The 17,219-nt window shown below is 37.4% G+C and carries 8 protein-coding genes, 1 tRNA gene and 5 rRNA genes (1 of these 14 only partly in view); 12 read left to right on the top strand and 2 right to left on the bottom strand.

Annotated elements, in window-relative coordinates; translation table 11 throughout:
* Window positions 1–87: 87 nt before the first annotated feature.
* The 6 genes from mfd (at window position 88) to H5J23_RS02295 (ending at window position 5,288) form a co-directional block, all read left to right on the top strand.
* Window positions 88–2,859, top strand: coding sequence for a transcription-repair coupling factor (mfd, locus tag H5J23_RS02320; protein ID WP_255494338.1), 2,772 nt, complete (start codon window positions 88–90; stop codon window positions 2,857–2,859).
* Window positions 2,846–3,598 carry a nucleoside triphosphate pyrophosphohydrolase gene (gene mazG / locus H5J23_RS02315; protein WP_185890843.1) on the top strand — a complete coding sequence of 251 codons (753 nt, stop codon included), beginning with the start codon at window positions 2,846–2,848 and terminating at the stop codon, window positions 3,596–3,598. The genes mfd and mazG overlap by 14 nt, the downstream gene beginning before the upstream one ends.
* A gap of 73 nt (window positions 3,599–3,671) precedes the next feature.
* Window positions 3,672–3,962 (top strand): RNA-binding S4 domain-containing protein, encoded by a 291-nt coding sequence (locus tag H5J23_RS02310; protein ID WP_023049993.1) that lies wholly within the window; start codon window positions 3,672–3,674, stop codon window positions 3,960–3,962.
* Window positions 3,962–4,822, top strand: a complete 861-nt coding sequence (gene ispE / locus H5J23_RS02305) for a 4-(cytidine 5'-diphospho)-2-C-methyl-D-erythritol kinase (protein ID WP_185890841.1) — start codon at window positions 3,962–3,964, stop codon at window positions 4,820–4,822. Before H5J23_RS02310 ends, ispE begins: the two co-directional genes overlap by 1 nt.
* Before the next feature lie 32 nt (window positions 4,823–4,854).
* Complete coding sequence (gene spoVG, locus H5J23_RS02300; RefSeq protein WP_023049991.1) at window positions 4,855–5,166, top strand: septation regulator SpoVG; 312 nt, start codon at window positions 4,855–4,857, stop codon at window positions 5,164–5,166.
* A 47-nt stretch (window positions 5,167–5,213) separates the two neighbouring features.
* Window positions 5,214–5,288 (top strand) — tRNA-Gln (locus H5J23_RS02295).
* A gap of 106 nt (window positions 5,289–5,394) precedes the next feature.
* On the opposite strand, the gene H5J23_RS02290 is transcribed toward H5J23_RS02295, so the two are convergent.
* Together H5J23_RS02290 and H5J23_RS02285 are read right to left on the bottom strand one after the other, a co-directional pair.
* Entirely contained in the window at window positions 5,395–6,315 is a 921-nt protein-coding gene (locus H5J23_RS02290; RefSeq protein WP_185890839.1) for a pseudouridine-5'-phosphate glycosidase, read from the bottom strand.
* Entirely contained in the window at window positions 6,312–7,397 is a 1,086-nt protein-coding gene (locus H5J23_RS02285; RefSeq protein ID WP_185890836.1) for a carbohydrate kinase, read from the bottom strand. The genes H5J23_RS02290 and H5J23_RS02285 overlap by 4 nt, the downstream gene beginning before the upstream one ends.
* A gap of 154 nt (window positions 7,398–7,551) precedes the next feature.
* Here H5J23_RS02285 and H5J23_RS02280 point away from each other — a divergent pair, with 154 nt between their 5' ends.
* From H5J23_RS02280 to H5J23_RS02255, 6 genes are all read left to right on the top strand, one after another.
* Window positions 7,552–8,886 carry a DUF1576 domain-containing protein gene (locus tag H5J23_RS02280; protein WP_185890834.1) on the top strand — a complete coding sequence of 445 codons (1,335 nt, stop codon included), beginning with the start codon at window positions 7,552–7,554 and terminating at the stop codon, window positions 8,884–8,886.
* Window positions 8,887–9,108: 222 nt separating this feature from the next.
* Window positions 9,109–10,621: ribosomal RNA gene (locus H5J23_RS02275) — 16S ribosomal RNA — on the top strand.
* Window positions 10,622–10,797: 176 nt separating this feature from the next.
* Window positions 10,798–13,714 (top strand): 23S ribosomal RNA (locus tag H5J23_RS02270).
* A gap of 86 nt (window positions 13,715–13,800) precedes the next feature.
* Window positions 13,801–13,917, top strand: a 5S ribosomal RNA gene (gene rrf, locus H5J23_RS02265).
* 313 nt (window positions 13,918–14,230) lie between these two features.
* Window positions 14,231–15,743 (top strand): 16S ribosomal RNA (locus tag H5J23_RS02260).
* A 176-nt stretch (window positions 15,744–15,919) separates the two neighbouring features.
* Window positions 15,920–17,219 (top strand): 23S ribosomal RNA (locus H5J23_RS02255) (it continues 1,617 nt past the right edge of the window).
* The 16S, 23S and 5S rRNA genes sit together here, the layout of an rRNA operon.

Below are 17,219 nucleotides of genomic sequence, written 5' to 3'. Positions count from 1 at the left end.
GGTTGGAGTAATCCAATCTCTTTTTCTTTTAATTTGAAATAAATAATGTATAATAAAGATAAAATGAAGAAGAATCAGGAGGCGTATATGTTTAGAAAAGATATTCCAAAATTTTTAATAGAGAATAAAAATAGTGTAGTATATATAGGGTCTTCTAATAAAAATATAGATATTTATTTTGAAAATCTAATTGATCAAAAAGAAATAGATTTAATTGAACTTTCAAATATACAAGAGGAAGATGATTACTATAAAGTGAACTATCAACTTTTAGAAAGTTTAAAAAGTAATAAAAAATTAATAATTTTAACATCTTTAGAAGGACTTTTAACAGAATATTCTTTAAATAGTGATATTTTAACTTTAACACTAGGAACTGGAATAACGAGAAAAAGTCTTATAGAGCTTTTAGAGAAAAATGGATATAAGAAAAATTATTTAGTAGAAAAAAGAATGGAATTTTCAGTTAGAGGAGATATTGTAGATATATTTCCTTTAAATGGAGAAAATCCAATTAGAATAGAGTACTTTGGGGATGAAATTGATAGAATAACATATTTTTCTATTTTTGATCAAAAAAGTTTTGAAAAAATAAGCAGAGTAAATATGTATATAAACAAAAATAATTTATTGAAAATAGATTTTATAAAGCTCTTAGAAAAATTAAAAGAGAATAGAGTATGTGATATTTATTTAGAAAATTCTGAAATATTAAATTATAAATTAGAAGAAGCTATAGTAAGAGAAAGAGATAAAGAACAACAAATAAGAGAGTTGTACGAAAAAATAGAGAGAGTTTCTAAAAAAATAGATGTAATTAAAAGTGAAGGAGACACTGAAAGAGTAAAGTCTTTAAATAAAAAAGATGGAATAAAATATGAAAATATCTCTCAGATAAGAGAGGGAGATTATATTATTCATGAAAACTATGGTGTTGGAATTTATTTAGGAATTCAAGAGATTGATGGAAAAGATTACTTGGCGATAAGATATGCAGATGAAGATAGACTTTTTGTTCCTATTGAAGGATTAAATAAAATAGAACGATTTTTAGTATCAACTGGAAAAACCCCAGAATTGTATAACTTAGGAAGAAGAGGATTTAAAAGAAGAAGAGAAAAATTAGAAGAGGATATGCTTAAATTTGCGAAAGAGATTGTAGAAATTCAAGCTAGAAGAGCTCTTCGTACAGGTTATAAATTTTCTCCAGACACAGTTTGGCAAGAGGAGTTTGAAGAGAAGTTTCCATACATAGAAACTAGAGATCAAAAGAATGCTATAAAAGATGTTAAAAGAGATATGGAGTCCTCAAAAGTTATGGATAGAATTGTGTGTGGAGATGTAGGATATGGAAAGACAGAAGTAGCTATAAGAGCAGCATTTAAATGTGTTATGGATGGAAAACAAGTTTTAATAGTAGCACCAACAACAGTTTTAGCTCAACAACACTATGATAGATTTGTAGAAAGGTATGAAGATTATCCAATAACACTTGAACTATTAAGCCGATTAAGTGGAGATAAAGAACAAAAAGAGATAATAAAAAAGGTTGAAAATGGAAGTGTAGATATTGTTATTGGAACTCATAGAGTTTTATCAGGAGACCTAAAGTTTAAAAATTTAGGACTTATTATAGTTGATGAGGAACAAAAATTTGGAGTAAAAGATAAAGAAAAACTAAAAAAAATGAAAAATAATGTAGATATGTTAACTTTAACAGCAACTCCTATTCCGAGAACTTTAAATTATGCGTTATTGGGAATTAGAGATATATCTGTTATAGAAACTGCCCCTGAGGGAAGAGTTCCTGTAGAAACTAGTTTTATAAATGATAATAAGAAAGATATTAGAGAATCTATTATGAAAGAGATAGCACGAGAAGGACAAGTTTTTTATATATTTAATAGAGTTAAAAGAATAGAGGATAAATTAAATGATTTAAAGAAAATTTTACCTAAATTTGTAACTATAGATTATATTCATGGAAAAATGACTCCTAAAAATATAAAAGAGAAGTTAAAAAAATTTCAAGATGGAGATATTGATATTTTATTGAGTACTACAATTATAGAAAATGGAATTGATATAGAGAATGCAAATACCATTTTAATAGAAGGAATTGATAAATTAGGACTTTCTCAAGTTTATCAACTGCGTGGAAGAGTGGGGAGAGGAAAAAGAAAAGGTTATTGTTATTTAATAGTTGATAAGGAAAAGAAGCTAGGTAAAAAAGCTTCAGAGAGAAAAGAAACTTTAAAAGATATAGGAGAGTTTGGAGGAGGTTTTAAACTTTCTTTAGAAGATATGAGAATAAGAGGAGCAGGTGAAATACTGGGAGATAAGCAACATGGTGCCTTAGAAACTTTTGGATATAATCTATATACAAAATTATTACAAGAGGAAATAGCTAAAGTAAAAGGAGATTATAAAGAGGATTTTGAAACAAAAATTATTTTGAAAGAGGATTCGTATATTCCAAGAGATTATATAGAGGGAGATGAAAGATTAATAATCTATAGAAGATTAGTTGATACAAGGGATTTAGAAAAACTGTCAGAGATAAAAGCAGAATTAATAGATAGATTTGGTGAACTCCCTAAAGAAGTAGTAAGTTTATTAAGATATTTAGAAATAAAAATATTGGCTAAAGATTTAAAAATTGAAGAAATAGTAGAAAAGGATGAAGAGTATTTCTTAAAATTTAATAATGATTATGTAAATTTTGAAAAATTAATGAAGCTAATTGAGGAAAAAAAAGCTAGATATTCTCAAAAAGAGGGTGGATTATATTATTTTGAAGATATTTTAAAATTTTTATATTGGTATAAGGGAGATGATGATTTAAATGAAAAAGTTTGATGAATTTGTAGAAATTATAAAAAAATTAAGAGAACCAAATGGTTGTCCTTGGGATAGAGAGCAAACTTTAGAAAGTTTAAAGCCTCATTTATTAGAAGAAACATATGAAGTTTTAGAAGCTATGGATGAGGGAGGAGAAAAGCTAAAAGGTGAGTTAGGAGACCTGTTACTTCAAGTAGTTTTTCAATCTAATATATGTGAAGAAAAAGGTGAATTTAAAATAGAAGATGTCATTGATAGTATCTCAGAAAAAATGATAAGAAGACATCCGCATGTTTTTGGAAATGGGATAGATGTAAAGACATCAGATGAAGTTTTAATTAATTGGGAAAAAATAAAAAAAGATGAAAAAGAGCATGCAGAAAGAATCTCTATTTTAGATGGAGTTCCAAAGGGAATGTCAGCACTTTTAAGAGCTGAAAAACTTCAAAAAAAAGCATCTAAGGTAGGATTTGACTGGCCTGAAATTCATGGAGTTATAGATAAAGTAGAAGAAGAGATAGATGAATTGAGAGATGAAGTTATGGTTGGAGATGAGAAAAAAGCTAGAGAAGAGTTAGGAGATTTGTTCTTTGCTTTAGTTAATTTATCTAGGCATTTAGGAATAAATCCTGAGCTTTGTTTAAATGAAGCGTCTAATAAATTCGAGAGACGTTTTAGGTATGTTGAAAAGAATTGTAATGTGGAAGAAGCAACTCTTGAGGAGATGGATAGAGTTTGGGAAGAGGCTAAAAAATAAAAATATTTTTTAGAACTATTGACATATGAAAAAAATAAGGTATATATAATATTACGAAAAAGGAAGTGGCAAGATGAGATTAGACAAGTTTTTAAAAGTAAGTAGAATAATAAAAAGAAGACCAGTTGCTAAAATAGTAGTTGATGGTGGAAAAGCAAAATTAAATGGTAAGGTAGCAAAAGCTAGTACTGAAGTTAAAGTTGGAATGGAATTAGAGCTTGAGTATTATAATAAATATTTCAAATTTAAAATATTGGAGGTACCAGAAGGAAATGTAGCTAAGAGCAAAACATCTGAATTAGTAGAATTACTAGATAGTAAGGGTATAGTTATTGATTTAGATGGTGAGGAGGATATATTTTAATGAAAATATTTAATCTTCAATCAAATGCTAAAATAAATATTGGTTTAAATATAGTTGGTGTCTTAGAAAATGGATATCATCTTTTAGATATGACTATGATACCGATTGATTTATGTGATAATTTAATAATAAAAGTTGAAGATAAAAGTGGTGATTTAAAAATAAAAACAAATAAAAAGGATATTCCAGTAGATTCAAGTAATATTCTTTATAAAATATATATAAAATTTTATGAAAAAGTAAAATTAGCTCCTTTAAGTATGGAAGTTTTTTTAGAAAAGATTATTCCACATCAAGCAGGATTAGGTGGTGGGAGTTCCAATGGAGCGATATTTTTAAATTTTTTAAATAAATTTCATGGTAATATCTTATCTTTTGGAGAGTTGGTAGAATTAGGGAAAAGTATAGGAGCAGATATTCCTTTTTTTATACTAAATAAACCTTCAAGAGTTCAAGGAATAGGTGAAAAACTACAAGAAATTGAAAATAATTTAAAAGTTTCTTTGGTTATAATTAAACCTCCTTTTGGAGTATCCACAGTTGAAGCTTATAAACAAATGAAAAATATAGATAAGCCTAGAAAATCAAATATAGATAATATAATACAAGGTTTGAAGGAAAATGATTTATCATTAGTTGAAGAATATATTGAAAACAATTTAGAAGAAGCACTGTTAAAATCAGATAAAAATTTGATTGAGTTTAGAAATAAACTAAAAGAAGTAGAAGAGTTAAAGTTTTTTATGTCAGGAAGTGGAAGTGCATTTTATGCATTTTTAATAGAGGATATTGATGAGAAAATTAGTAAACTAAGACACAGATTTAACGATTGCGAGATATTTCTTTGCAATTTTAAATAAAACTACTAAATCATAAGGAAGGTGCATTTAGAATGAGAATTACAGATGTAAGATTGAGAACAGTGAAAAATGAAAACGAACTTAAGTTAAAAGCTTATGCAGATGTTACTTTTGAAGAATGTTTTGTAATTCATGGATTAAAAGTAATTGATGGTCAAAAAGGAATGTTTGTTGCTATGCCTTCAAGAAAAATGCCTGATGGAGAATACAAGGATATAGCTCACCCGATAACACCTGAACTTAGAAAGGATATAACAGATTCTGTTATAGCTAAGTATAAAGAGGTTATGTCGCAGGAAATAACACCCATAGAAGTAGTAGAAGAAGAAATTGTAGAAGAATAAAAAATCGTTGACAATGTCAAAAAAAAATGATATTATTTTATTGATGTTGGGGTGTCGCCAAGCGGTAAGGCAACGGACTTTGACTCCGTCATGCGTTGGTTCGAATCCAGCCACCCCAGCCATTTAAAATAGTATTTAACGGGAACTTATATGTTCCTGTTTTTTTTATATTTTTATAAAAATAATAAATCCCTCTTTTAGAAAAACCTAGAAGAGGGATTTGTTATTTTATAATTCGCAATAATTTTTAGCTATTTCAGAAGCCAGTTTAGCATTATTGAAAACTAATTGAATATTAGATTCTAAACTCTTTCCTTTTGTAATATCTTTAACTTTAGCAAGTAGGAATGGAGTACTATCTTTTCCTTTGATACCTTTTTCTTCAGCCTCAGCAACAGCGTTGTTAATAGCATTAGTAATTGTATCAAAATCCATAGCAAACTCTTCAGGAATTGGATTTGCAATAACAACTCCTCCTTTTAAGTTAACATCCCATTTAGCCTTTAAAGTTTTAGCAATCTGCTCAGGTGTATCCATTTTGTAATCTACTTTAAATCCACTTTTTCTAGTATAGAAAGCAGGTAATTCTTTTGTTTGGTAACCTAGAATAGGAACACCTTTTGTTTCTAAGAATTCAAGTGTTAAACCAATATCAAGAATTGATTTAGCTCCAGCACAAACAACAGCTACATCAGTCATAGCTAACTCTTCTAAATCAGCAGAGATGTCCATTGTTGTTTCAGCTCCTCTATGAACTCCACCAATACCTCCTGTAGCAAATACTTTAATACCAGCAAGAGCTGCAATAATCATAGTAGATGCAACGGTTGTAGCACCATCATCTTCAGAAGCTAATATAGCAGGAATATCTCTTCTACTAGCTTTAGTAACTTCTAATCCTTTTTTTCCTAAGTAATCAACCTCTTCTTTACTTAAACCAACTTTAAGTTTTCCATTTAGAATAGCGATAGTGGCAGGTACAGCACCATTTTCTCTAACAATTTCTTCAACTTTTAAAGCAGTCTCAACATTTTGTGGATAAGGCATACCGTGAGATATTATAGTTGACTCAAGAGCAACAACTGGTTTGTTATTTTCTAATGCTTCCCTAACTTCTTTTGAAATTTCTAAATATTTTGCTAAATTCATAAATTTTCCTCCTTGATTCTATTAATATTTTCTAAAGACATGTTATCACTTATTGTTTTTTCACTTGAAATAGCTATTGCAGCACATGCAATACCATTTTTACAACTTTCAATAATATCTAAATTTTCTAAGTAACTATAGGCGATTCCAGACATAAAAGCATCACCAGCACCAGTAGTATTTATAACTTTTGTTTTAAATGGTTTCATATGACCGCATATTTCTCCATTAGAGTAGAACACCCCTTTTTCACCTAAAGAGATAAAAACTTGCTTAACTCCTTTTTGAATGAAGAAATTAGCACATTCTTGTAATGAAGTTTGATCTATAATACTTATGCCAGAAAGTGTTTCAGCTTCAAGTTGATTAGGCTTTATAGTATGGAATTTTCCAATAAATTCTTTTATTTTTAAAGCTTTAGTTGTAGAAACACAATCTAAAAATAATGGAATTGAAAAATTATTAACTATATATTCAATAGTTTCTTTTGGTATATTAGTGTCAATTATACACAGCTTTGATTCATCTAAAATCTCTTTCTTAGATTTAATAAAATCTATCGAAAGGTTATCATAGAGGTCCATAGCTGATATAGCTAGTTTCATATCATTATTATCATCTAAAATTGATATATAAGTTGATGTTGGTGAATTTGGAATTGTTAAGGAGTTAGATATATTTATTCCTAAAGACTTACAATTTCTCTTAATTTCTTCACCGTTAAAATCATCACCTAATACTGTTATTAGTTCGACATCTTGATTTAATCTTGATAAATTATCTGCAATATTTCTTCCAACTCCACCAAAAGATGTGCTAACTTTCCCAGGATTAGAATCGTAGTCTTTTAAAGATGAATAAGATTGAGCTGAAATATCAATATTAGTTCCACCAATAACAGAAACGAAAGATTTTTTTTGTATAATATATCCTTTTCCAATTATTTTACCTTTTTTTATTAAGTTAGAAATATGTACTGCAACAGATGAACGAGCAATATCAGCTTTTTCTGCTAATTCAGATTGAGATATAAAAGGATTTTCTTCAATCCACTTTAAAATTTCTTTTTCTCTGTTGGTCATAAACACCTCCGTTTAAACAAATGTTTATATACATAAACTTTTGTTTAAATATTATCATTGAAGTATTGAAAAGTCAATGATTTATATATAAAAAAATTGATTTTTAATGGAAAAAATATTAAAATTTTAATAGAGAGTTAAAAGGGGTGATAGATTGGATAATTTTAAAGGGAATAGAAGCAAAAAGATTTGGCTTCTAACAGAAGTAGTAGCAGGAATACTTTTTGCTATGTTTGTTTATTTTGTTTTAAGAGGGAAAGAAAATGTATTAGCAGGATTTATAAGAATTCTGACATCTCCAACGGTATTGATAACTGATTTTTTAGTTATTGGTGGAATGGGAGCGACATTTTTAAACGCTTTTTTAATTTTTATATTTAACTATACTTTAATGAGGCTTCTAGGAACTCCGTTAAATGGTATAGCAATAGCATCATTTTTTACAGTATTTGGATTTTCCTTTTTTGGAAAAAATATTTTAAATATTTTACCATTTTATGTTGGTGGAATTCTTTACTCAAAGTATGAGCACATAGACTTTAAAGATATTTTAGTAACAATATCTTTTACAAGTGCACTAGCTCCATTTATAAGTGAAGTTGCTTTTAATATTCATGTATTAAGTGAATATGCATATATAAATGCAATTGTTTTAGGTATTGTAATTGGATTTATTGTAACACCATTAGCTAAAAAAATGGCAGGATTTCATGAAGGATTCAATCTTTATAATCTAGGATTTACTGGAGGAATATTAGGAGCTGTAATAGCTTCAGTTTTAAAGCTTTACCAGTTTGTTGTTGTTCCTCAAAGAATAATTTCAACAGAACACGATTTAGAATTAAAAGTTATATCTAGTGGAGTATTTTTATCATTAATATTTATAGGTTACTACATAAATAATAAAAGTTTTTCAGGGTATAAGACATTATTAAAAGATACGGGATTAAAAAGTGATTTTGTTATAAAATATGGATATGGAATTACTTTTATAAATATGGGAATTATGGGGTTTGTAGCTATGATGTATCCAATTTTATTAGGTCAAACTTTAAATGGTCCTTTATTAGCAGGAATATTAACAATAGTTGGATTCTCAGCTTATGGAAAAACAATTTTAAATATAACTCCGATACTACTTGGTGTATTTTTAGGAAAGTTTGGAAGTACTACAGATGGCTTTACAATAGCTTTATCAGGATTATTTGGAACTTCTTTAGCTCCAATTGCAGGTGTGTATGGACCTATATGGGGAGTTGTAGCAGGAATGTTACATATAGCTGTAGTCCAAAGTATTGGTGTAATTCATGGAGGACTTAATCTTTATAATAATGGATTTTCAGCTGGAATTATAGCTGGTTTCTTATTACCAATAATAAATACAACTAAAGAAAGTGTAAATAAAAGAAGAGCTAAATATCTTCAAAGACAAAAAGCGTTGCATGATTTAATTAGAAAAACAGAGGATAATCTTAATGAAAAATGGTAGACTAAAAAAAGTTTTTAAAAATAAAAAAATAAATCATTGACGAAGTTTAAAATTTATGGTACTATAATTTTTGTCAGCGGGAAACACCGCCGACAAGAATTGTAGATAAGGACATTAACAACCGAATAGAGAAAATAGTCAGAAGTTATGAAAATAACAAAATGCCAGAAATGGCAAACCAATAAATGGTGTAAACGTAAGTCTTAGGACTTTAAATATATTTGAATGAAGAGTTTGATCCTGGCTCAGGATGAACGCTGACAGAATGCTTAACACATGCAAGTCGATTCGATTTACCTTCGGGTATTGAGGATGGCGGACGGGTGAGTAACGCGTAAGGAACTTGCCTCTTGGTCTGGGACAACTGTTGGAAACGACAGCTAATACCGGATATTATGAGATTCTCGCATGGGAAACTTATGAAAGCTATATGCGCCAAGAGAGAGCCTTGCGTTCCATTAGCTAGTTGGTGGGGTAACGGCCCACCAAGGCGACGATGGATAGCCGGCCTGAGAGGGTGAACGGCCACAAGGGGACTGAGACACGGCCCTTACTCCTACGGGAGGCAGCAGTGGGGAATATTGGACAATGGGCCACAAGCCTGATCCAGCAATTCTGTGTGCACGATGAAGGTCTTCGGATTGTAAAGTGCTTTCAGTTGGGAAGAAGAAAGTGACGGTACCAACAGAAGAAGCGACGGCTAAATACGTGCCAGCAGCCGCGGTAATACGTATGTCGCAAGCGTTATCCGGATTTATTGGGCGTAAAGCGCGTCTAGGCGGAAAAATAAGTCTGATGTTAAAATGCGGGGCTCAACTCCGTATTGCGTTGGAAACTGTTTTTCTAGAGTACTGGAGAGGTGGGCGGAACTACAAGTGTAGAGGTGAAATTCGTAGATATTTGTAGGAATGCCGATGGAGAAGTCAGCTCACTGGACAGATACTGACGCTAAAGCGCGAAAGCGTGGGGAGCAAACAGGATTAGATACCCTGGTAGTCCACGCCGTAAACGATGATCACTAGGTGTTGGGGGTCGAACCTCAGCGCCCAAGCTAACGCGATAAGTGATCCGCCTGGGGAGTACGCACGCAAGTGTGAAACTCAAAGGAATTGACGGGGACCCGCACAAGCGGTGGAGCATGTGGTTTAATTCGACGCAACGCGAGAAACCTTACCAGCGTTTGACATCCTAAGAAGTTTCCAGAGATGGATTCGTGCCGGCTTGCCGGAACTTAGTGACAGGTGGTGCATGGCTGTCGTCAGCTCGTGTCGTGAGATGTTGGGTTAAGTCCCGCAACGAGCGCAACCCCTATTGTATGTTGCTACCATTAAGTTGAGCACTCATGCGATACTGCCTGCGATGAGCAGGAGGAAGGTGGGGATGACGTCAAGTCATCATGCCCCTTATACGCTGGGCTACACACGTGCTACAATGGGCAGTACAGAGAGTTGCCAACCCGCGAGGGTGAGCTAATCTCTTAAAGCTGTTCTTAGTTCGGATTGTACTCTGCAACTCGAGTACATGAAGTTGGAATCGCTAGTAATCGCAAATCAGCATGTTGCGGTGAATACGTTCTCGGGTCTTGTACACACCGCCCGTCACACCACGAGAGTTGGTTGCACCTGAAGTAGCAGGCCTAACCGTAAGGAGGGATGTTCCTAAGGTGTGATTAGCGATTGGGGTGAAGTCGTAACAAGGTATCCGTACGGGAACGTGCGGATGGATCACCTCCTTTCTAAGGAGACTAACTTTTTCTCTATTCGATTGATAGTGTTCTTTACTATCAAACTTGGACATTGGAAACTATATAGTAGATATTGAGAAAATATTCTAAATTAACTAACAATTCATTTTTAAGTCAATCTTAAATTGAGTAGTTAGTCTGTCTAAATAATATGAATTATATTACAAGGTTAAAATATTAAGGGCACACGAAGGATGCCTAGGAAGTAAGAGCCGATGAAGGACGTGGTAAGCTGCGATAAGCTTGGTGGAGTTGCAATCGAACTGTGATGCCAAGATTTCCGAATGGAGAAATCTGCTAAGATGGAGTCTTAGCACGAAAGAGGGAACCGGGTGAACTGAAACATCTAAGTAACCCGAGGAAAAGAAAGTAAAAACGATCCCCTAAGTAGCGGCGAGCGAACGGGGGTGAGCCCAAACCGTAGATGTGCCAAGGATGCAGCCGTTGCATCTACGGGGTAGCGGGAAGATCGTCTGAAGAACTGCAAGGTATTCGACATTATGATACGCCGAACTGGAAGGGTCTGGAAAGGCCTGCCGTAGAGAGTGAAAGCCTCGTACAGGTAAACCGTATCAAATGTATGATCTCTCCCAAGTAGCACGGAACACGAGGAATTCTGTGTGAATCTGCGAGGACCATATCTCGTAAGGCTAAATACTCTTACTTACCGATAGCGCATAGTACCGTGAGGGAAAGGTGAAAAGAACCCCGGGAGGGGAGTGAAATAGAACCTGAAATCGTGTGCTTACAAGCGGTCAGAGCCCTTTGGGGTGATGGCGTGCCTTTTGGAGAATGATCCTGCGAGTTACGTTCAGTGGCAAGGTTAAGTTTAACGGAGCCGAAGGGAAACCGAGTCTGAATAGGGCGACATAGTCGCTGGGCGTAGACGCGAAACCTGGTGATCTAAGCCTGTCCAGGGTGAAGCTGTGGTAAGACACAGTGGAGGCCCGAACTCACCGCCGTTGAAAAGTTGGGAGATGAGGTAGGTTTAGGGGTGAAAAGCCAATCGAACCAGGAGATAGCTCGTTCTCTCCGAAATGCATTTAGGTGCAGCCTTGAGTGTTCAATTATGGGGGTAGAGCACTGAATGACCTAGGGGGCATACTGCTTACCGAAGTCAATCAAACTCCGAATACCATAATTCTAGAGCTCAGGAGTGAGACTATGGGAATTAACTTCCATGGTCAAAAGGGAAACAACCCAGACCACCAGCTAAGGTCCCTAATTATAACTAAGTGGGAAAGGAGGTGGAGATTCACAAACAACCAGGAGGTTGGCTTAGAAGCAGCCATACCTTTAAAGAGTGCGTAATAGCTCACTGGTCGAGAGTCTCTGCGCCGACAATGTAACGGGGCTAAGTTATAAACCGAAGCTGTGGAGTTGCGTAAGCGACTGGTAGGAGAGCGTTCTGTAGGCCGTTGAAGGAGAATCGACAAGAGACTCTGGAGGTATCAGAAGTGAGAATGCAGGAATAAGTAGCGAGAATGGGGGCGAGAATCCCCCACGCCGGAAGACCAAGGGTTCCAGGGTAAAGTTTGTCTCCCCTGGGTAAGCCGGGTCCTAAGCCGAGGCTAGATTGCGTAGGCGAATGGAAAACAGATTAATATTTCTGTGCCACTGATATCAAGTGATGGAGGGACGCAGGAGGTTATGCACGCTGGCGAACGGAAGTGCCAGTTCAAGCATGTAGCGTGGTCTAGTAGGAAAATCCGCTAGACTAAACGTGAGGTGTGATGAGGAGTCGTAAGATGGAAGGTGCAAATACCACACTGCCGAGAAAAGCTTCTAAGCGTTATAAAGATATTAGTGCCCGTACCCCAAACCGACACAGGTGGTCAGGATGAGAAATCTAAGGCGGACAGGCTAACTCTCGTTAAGGAACTCTGCAAAATAGCCCCGTAACTTCGGGAGAAGGGGTGCCTTTTATGGTGAGCGTACACGCGACGCAAAGCTATGAGAGGCCGCAGTGAAGAGTCTCAGGCGACTGTTTAACAAAAACACAGGTCTATGCTAAGCTGTAAGGCGACGTATATGGGCTGACACCTGCCCAGTGCCGGAAGGTTAAGAGGAGGAGTGAGAGCTCCGAATTGAAGCCCCGGTGAACGGCGGCCGTAACTATAACGGTCCTAAGGTAGCGAAATTCCTTGTCGGGTAAGTTCCGACCTGCACGAATGGTGTAACGATCTGAGAGCTGTCTTGACGGGAGGCCTGGTGAAATTGTATTACCGGTGAAGATACCGGTTACCTGCAGTAGGACGGAAAGACCCCATGGAGCTTTACTGTAGCTTGGTATTGGGTTTTGGCATCGTATGTATAGGATAGTTGGGAGACTATGATGCGTGGTCGCTAGATTACGCGGAGTCACTGGTGGAATACCAACCATACTATGTCGGAATTCTAATTTGAGGTTTGTACCCTCGAAGACAGTGCTAGGTGGGCAGTTTGACTGGGGCGGTCGCCTCCGAAAGAGTAACGGAGGCGTTCAAAGGTTCTCTCAGGTTGGATGGAAATCAACCGCAGAGTGCAATGGCATAAGAGAGCTTAACTGCGAGACTGACGGGTCGAGCAGGTGCGAAAGCAGGACATAGTGATCCGGCGATTCCGAATGGAAGGGTCGTCGCTCAACGGATAAAAGCTACCCTGGGGATAACAGGCTGATTCTACCCGAGAGTCCATATCGACGGTAGAGTTTGGCACCTCGATGTCGGCTCATCGCATCCTGGGGCTGGAGAAGGTCCCAAGGGTTGGGCTGTTCGCCCATTAAAGCGGTACGTGAGCTGGGTTCAGAACGTCGTGAGACAGTTCGGTCCCTATCCACTGTAGGCGTTAGAGTATTGAGAAGATCTGTCCTTAGTACGAGAGGACCGGGATGGACAAACCTCTGATGTACCAGTTGTCACGCCAGTGGCACAGCTGGGTAGTCACGTTTGGAACAGATAACCGCTGAAAGCATCTAAGCGGGAAACTGACTTCAAGATAAGTACTCTTTAAGATACCTTCGAGACTAGGAGGTTGATAGGTTGGGGGTGTAAGAGTTGTGAGACTTTTAGCTGACCAATACTAATATATCGAAGTTTTAACCTTAATATACTACTATATAGTTTTGAATGATCCAAGAAGTGACAAAGTCACGACTATGGAAAATTCATAGTTCACACAAATAAATATTGATTGGCAACGATAGCTATGGAGGTACACCCAGTAACATTTCGAACCTGGAAGTTAAGCCCATAAACGCTGAAAGTACTTGGGGGGCAGCCCCCTGGGAGGATAGGAAGTTGCCAATCTTTTTTATTTTTTGTAAAATTCAAATTTTTTCATATAAAAAAATATTTTTTTAACAAACAAACCCAATGAAAACAATGGTTAATGATAAAAAACAATATAATACTTTAAAATAAATAAAAAAACTTTGTTGACAAACTTTAATCGTTGTGGTATGATTATATATGTCAGTGGGAAACACCACAGACGAAGTAAAACTAAAGGACATTAACAACCGAATAGAGAAAATAGTCAGAAGTTATGAAAATAACAAAATGCCAGAAATGGCAAACCAATAAATGGTGTAAACGTAAGTCTTAGGACTTTAAATATATTTGAATGAAGAGTTTGATCCTGGCTCAGGATGAACGCTGACAGAATGCTTAACACATGCAAGTCGATTCGATTTACCTTCGGGTATTGAGGATGGCGGACGGGTGAGTAACGCGTAAGGAACTTGCCTCTTGGTCTGGGACAACTGTTGGAAACGACAGCTAATACCGGATATTATGAGATTCTCGCATGGGAAACTTATGAAAGCTATATGCGCCAAGAGAGAGCCTTGCGTTCCATTAGCTAGTTGGTGGGGTAACGGCCCACCAAGGCGACGATGGATAGCCGGCCTGAGAGGGTGAACGGCCACAAGGGGACTGAGACACGGCCCTTACTCCTACGGGAGGCAGCAGTGGGGAATATTGGACAATGGGCCACAAGCCTGATCCAGCAATTCTGTGTGCACGATGAAGGTCTTCGGATTGTAAAGTGCTTTCAGTTGGGAAGAAGAAAGTGACGGTACCAACAGAAGAAGCGACGGCTAAATACGTGCCAGCAGCCGCGGTAATACGTATGTCGCAAGCGTTATCCGGATTTATTGGGCGTAAAGCGCGTCTAGGCGGAAAAATAAGTCTGATGTTAAAATGCGGGGCTCAACTCCGTATTGCGTTGGAAACTGTTTTTCTAGAGTACTGGAGAGGTGGGCGGAACTACAAGTGTAGAGGTGAAATTCGTAGATATTTGTAGGAATGCCGATGGAGAAGTCAGCTCACTGGACAGATACTGACGCTAAAGCGCGAAAGCGTGGGGAGCAAACAGGATTAGATACCCTGGTAGTCCACGCCGTAAACGATGATCACTAGGTGTTGGGGGTCGAACCTCAGCGCCCAAGCTAACGCGATAAGTGATCCGCCTGGGGAGTACGCACGCAAGTGTGAAACTCAAAGGAATTGACGGGGACCCGCACAAGCGGTGGAGCATGTGGTTTAATTCGACGCAACGCGAGAAACCTTACCAGCGTTTGACATCCTAAGAAGTTTCCAGAGATGGATTCGTGCCGGCTTGCCGGAACTTAGTGACAGGTGGTGCATGGCTGTCGTCAGCTCGTGTCGTGAGATGTTGGGTTAAGTCCCGCAACGAGCGCAACCCCTATTGTATGTTGCTACCATTAAGTTGAGCACTCATGCGATACTGCCTGCGATGAGCAGGAGGAAGGTGGGGATGACGTCAAGTCATCATGCCCCTTATACGCTGGGCTACACACGTGCTACAATGGGCAGTACAGAGAGTTGCCAACCCGCGAGGGTGAGCTAATCTCTTAAAGCTGTTCTTAGTTCGGATTGTACTCTGCAACTCGAGTACATGAAGTTGGAATCGCTAGTAATCGCAAATCAGCATGTTGCGGTGAATACGTTCTCGGGTCTTGTACACACCGCCCGTCACACCACGAGAGTTGGTTGCACCTGAAGTAGCAGGCCTAACCGTAAGGAGGGATGTTCCTAAGGTGTGATTAGCGATTGGGGTGAAGTCGTAACAAGGTATCCGTACGGGAACGTGCGGATGGATCACCTCCTTTCTAAGGAGACTAACTTTTTCTCTATTCGATTGATAGTGTTCTTTACTATCAAACTTGGACATTGGAAACTATATAGTAGATATTGAGAAAATATTCTAAATTAACTAACAATTCATTTTTAAGTCAATCTTAAATTGAGTAGTTAGTCTGTCTAAATAATATGAATTATATTACAAGGTTAAAATATTAAGGGCACACGAAGGATGCCTAGGAAGTAAGAGCCGATGAAGGACGTGGTAAGCTGCGATAAGCTTGGTGGAGTTGCAATCGAACTGTGATGCCAAGATTTCCGAATGGAGAAATCTGCTAAGATGGAGTCTTAGCACGAAAGAGGGAACCGGGTGAACTGAAACATCTAAGTAACCCGAGGAAAAGAAAGTAAAAACGATCCCCTAAGTAGCGGCGAGCGAACGGGGGTGAGCCCAAACCGTAGATGTGCCAAGGATGCAGCCGTTGCATCTACGGGGTAGCGGGAAGATCGTCTGAAGAACTGCAAGGTATTCGACATTATGATACGCCGAACTGGAAAGGTCTGGAAAGGCCTGCCGTAGAGAGTGAAAGCCTCGTACAGGTAAACCGTATCAAATGTATGATCTCTCCCAAGTAGCACGGAACACGAGGAATTCTGTGTGAATCTGCGAGGACCATATCTCGTAAGGCTAAATACTCTTACTTACCGATAGCGCATAGTACCGTGAGGGAAAGGTGAAAAGAACCCCGGGAGGGGAGTGAAATAGAACCTGAAATCGTGTGCTTACAAGCGGTCAGAGCCCTTTGGGGTGATGGCGTGCCTTTTGGAGAATGATCCTGCGAGTTACGTTCAGTGGCAAGGTTAAGTTTAACGGAGCCGAAGGGAAACCGAGTCTGAATAGGGCGACATAGTCGCTGGGCGTAGACGCGAAACCTGGTGATCTAAGCCTGTCCAGGGTGAAGCTGTGGTAAGACACAGTGGAGGCCCGAACTCACCGCCGTTGAAAAGTTGGGAGATGAGGTAGGTTTAGGGGTGAAAAGCCAATCGAACCAGGAGATAGCTCGTTCTCTCCGAAATGCATTTAGGTGCAGCCTTGAGTGTTCAATTATGGGGGTAGAGCACTGAATGACCTAGGGGGCATACTGCTTACCGAAGTCAATCAAACTCCGAATACCATAATTCTAGAGCTCAGGAGTGAGACTATGGGAATTAACTTCCATGGTCAAAAGGGAAACAACCCAGACCACCAGCTAAGGTCCCTAATTATAACTAAGTGGGAAAGGAGGTGGAGATTCACAAACAACCAGGAGGTTGGCTTAGAAGCAGCCATACCTTTAAAGAGTGCGTAATAGCTCACTGGTCGAGAGTCTCTGCGCCGACAATGTAACGGGGCTAAGTTATAAACCGAAGCTGTGGAGTTGCGTAAGCGACTGGTAGGAGAGCGTTCTGTAGGCCGTTGAAGGAGAATCGACAAGAGACTCTGGAGGTATCAGAAGTGAGAATGC

This window comes from Cetobacterium sp. 2G large (assembly GCF_014250655.1).
Classification (GTDB): Bacteria; Fusobacteriota; Fusobacteriia; order Fusobacteriales; family Fusobacteriaceae; genus Cetobacterium_A; species Cetobacterium_A somerae.
The sequence above is the reverse complement of the archived record's forward strand: the minus strand, read 5'-3'. Positions and strand labels throughout refer to the sequence as shown.

Bases quoted from the DNA above. Each gene is read 5' to 3' on its own strand.
- mfd (WP_255494338.1), top strand. From the start codon at position 88: ATGTTTAGAAAAGATATTCCAAAATTTTTAATAGAGAATAAAAATAGT.
- mazG (WP_185890843.1), top strand. From the start codon at position 2,846: ATGAAAAAGTTTGATGAATTTGTAGAAATTATAAAAAAATTAAGAGAA.
- H5J23_RS02310 (WP_023049993.1), top strand. From the start codon at position 3,672: ATGAGATTAGACAAGTTTTTAAAAGTAAGTAGAATAATAAAAAGAAGA.
- ispE (WP_185890841.1), top strand. From the start codon at position 3,962: ATGAAAATATTTAATCTTCAATCAAATGCTAAAATAAATATTGGTTTA.
- spoVG (WP_023049991.1), top strand. From the start codon at position 4,855: ATGAGAATTACAGATGTAAGATTGAGAACAGTGAAAAATGAAAACGAA.
- H5J23_RS02290 (WP_185890839.1), bottom strand. From the start codon at position 6,315: ATGAATTTAGCAAAATATTTAGAAATTTCAAAAGAAGTTAGGGAAGCA.
- H5J23_RS02285 (WP_185890836.1), bottom strand. From the start codon at position 7,397: ATGACCAACAGAGAAAAAGAAATTTTAAAGTGGATTGAAGAAAATCCT.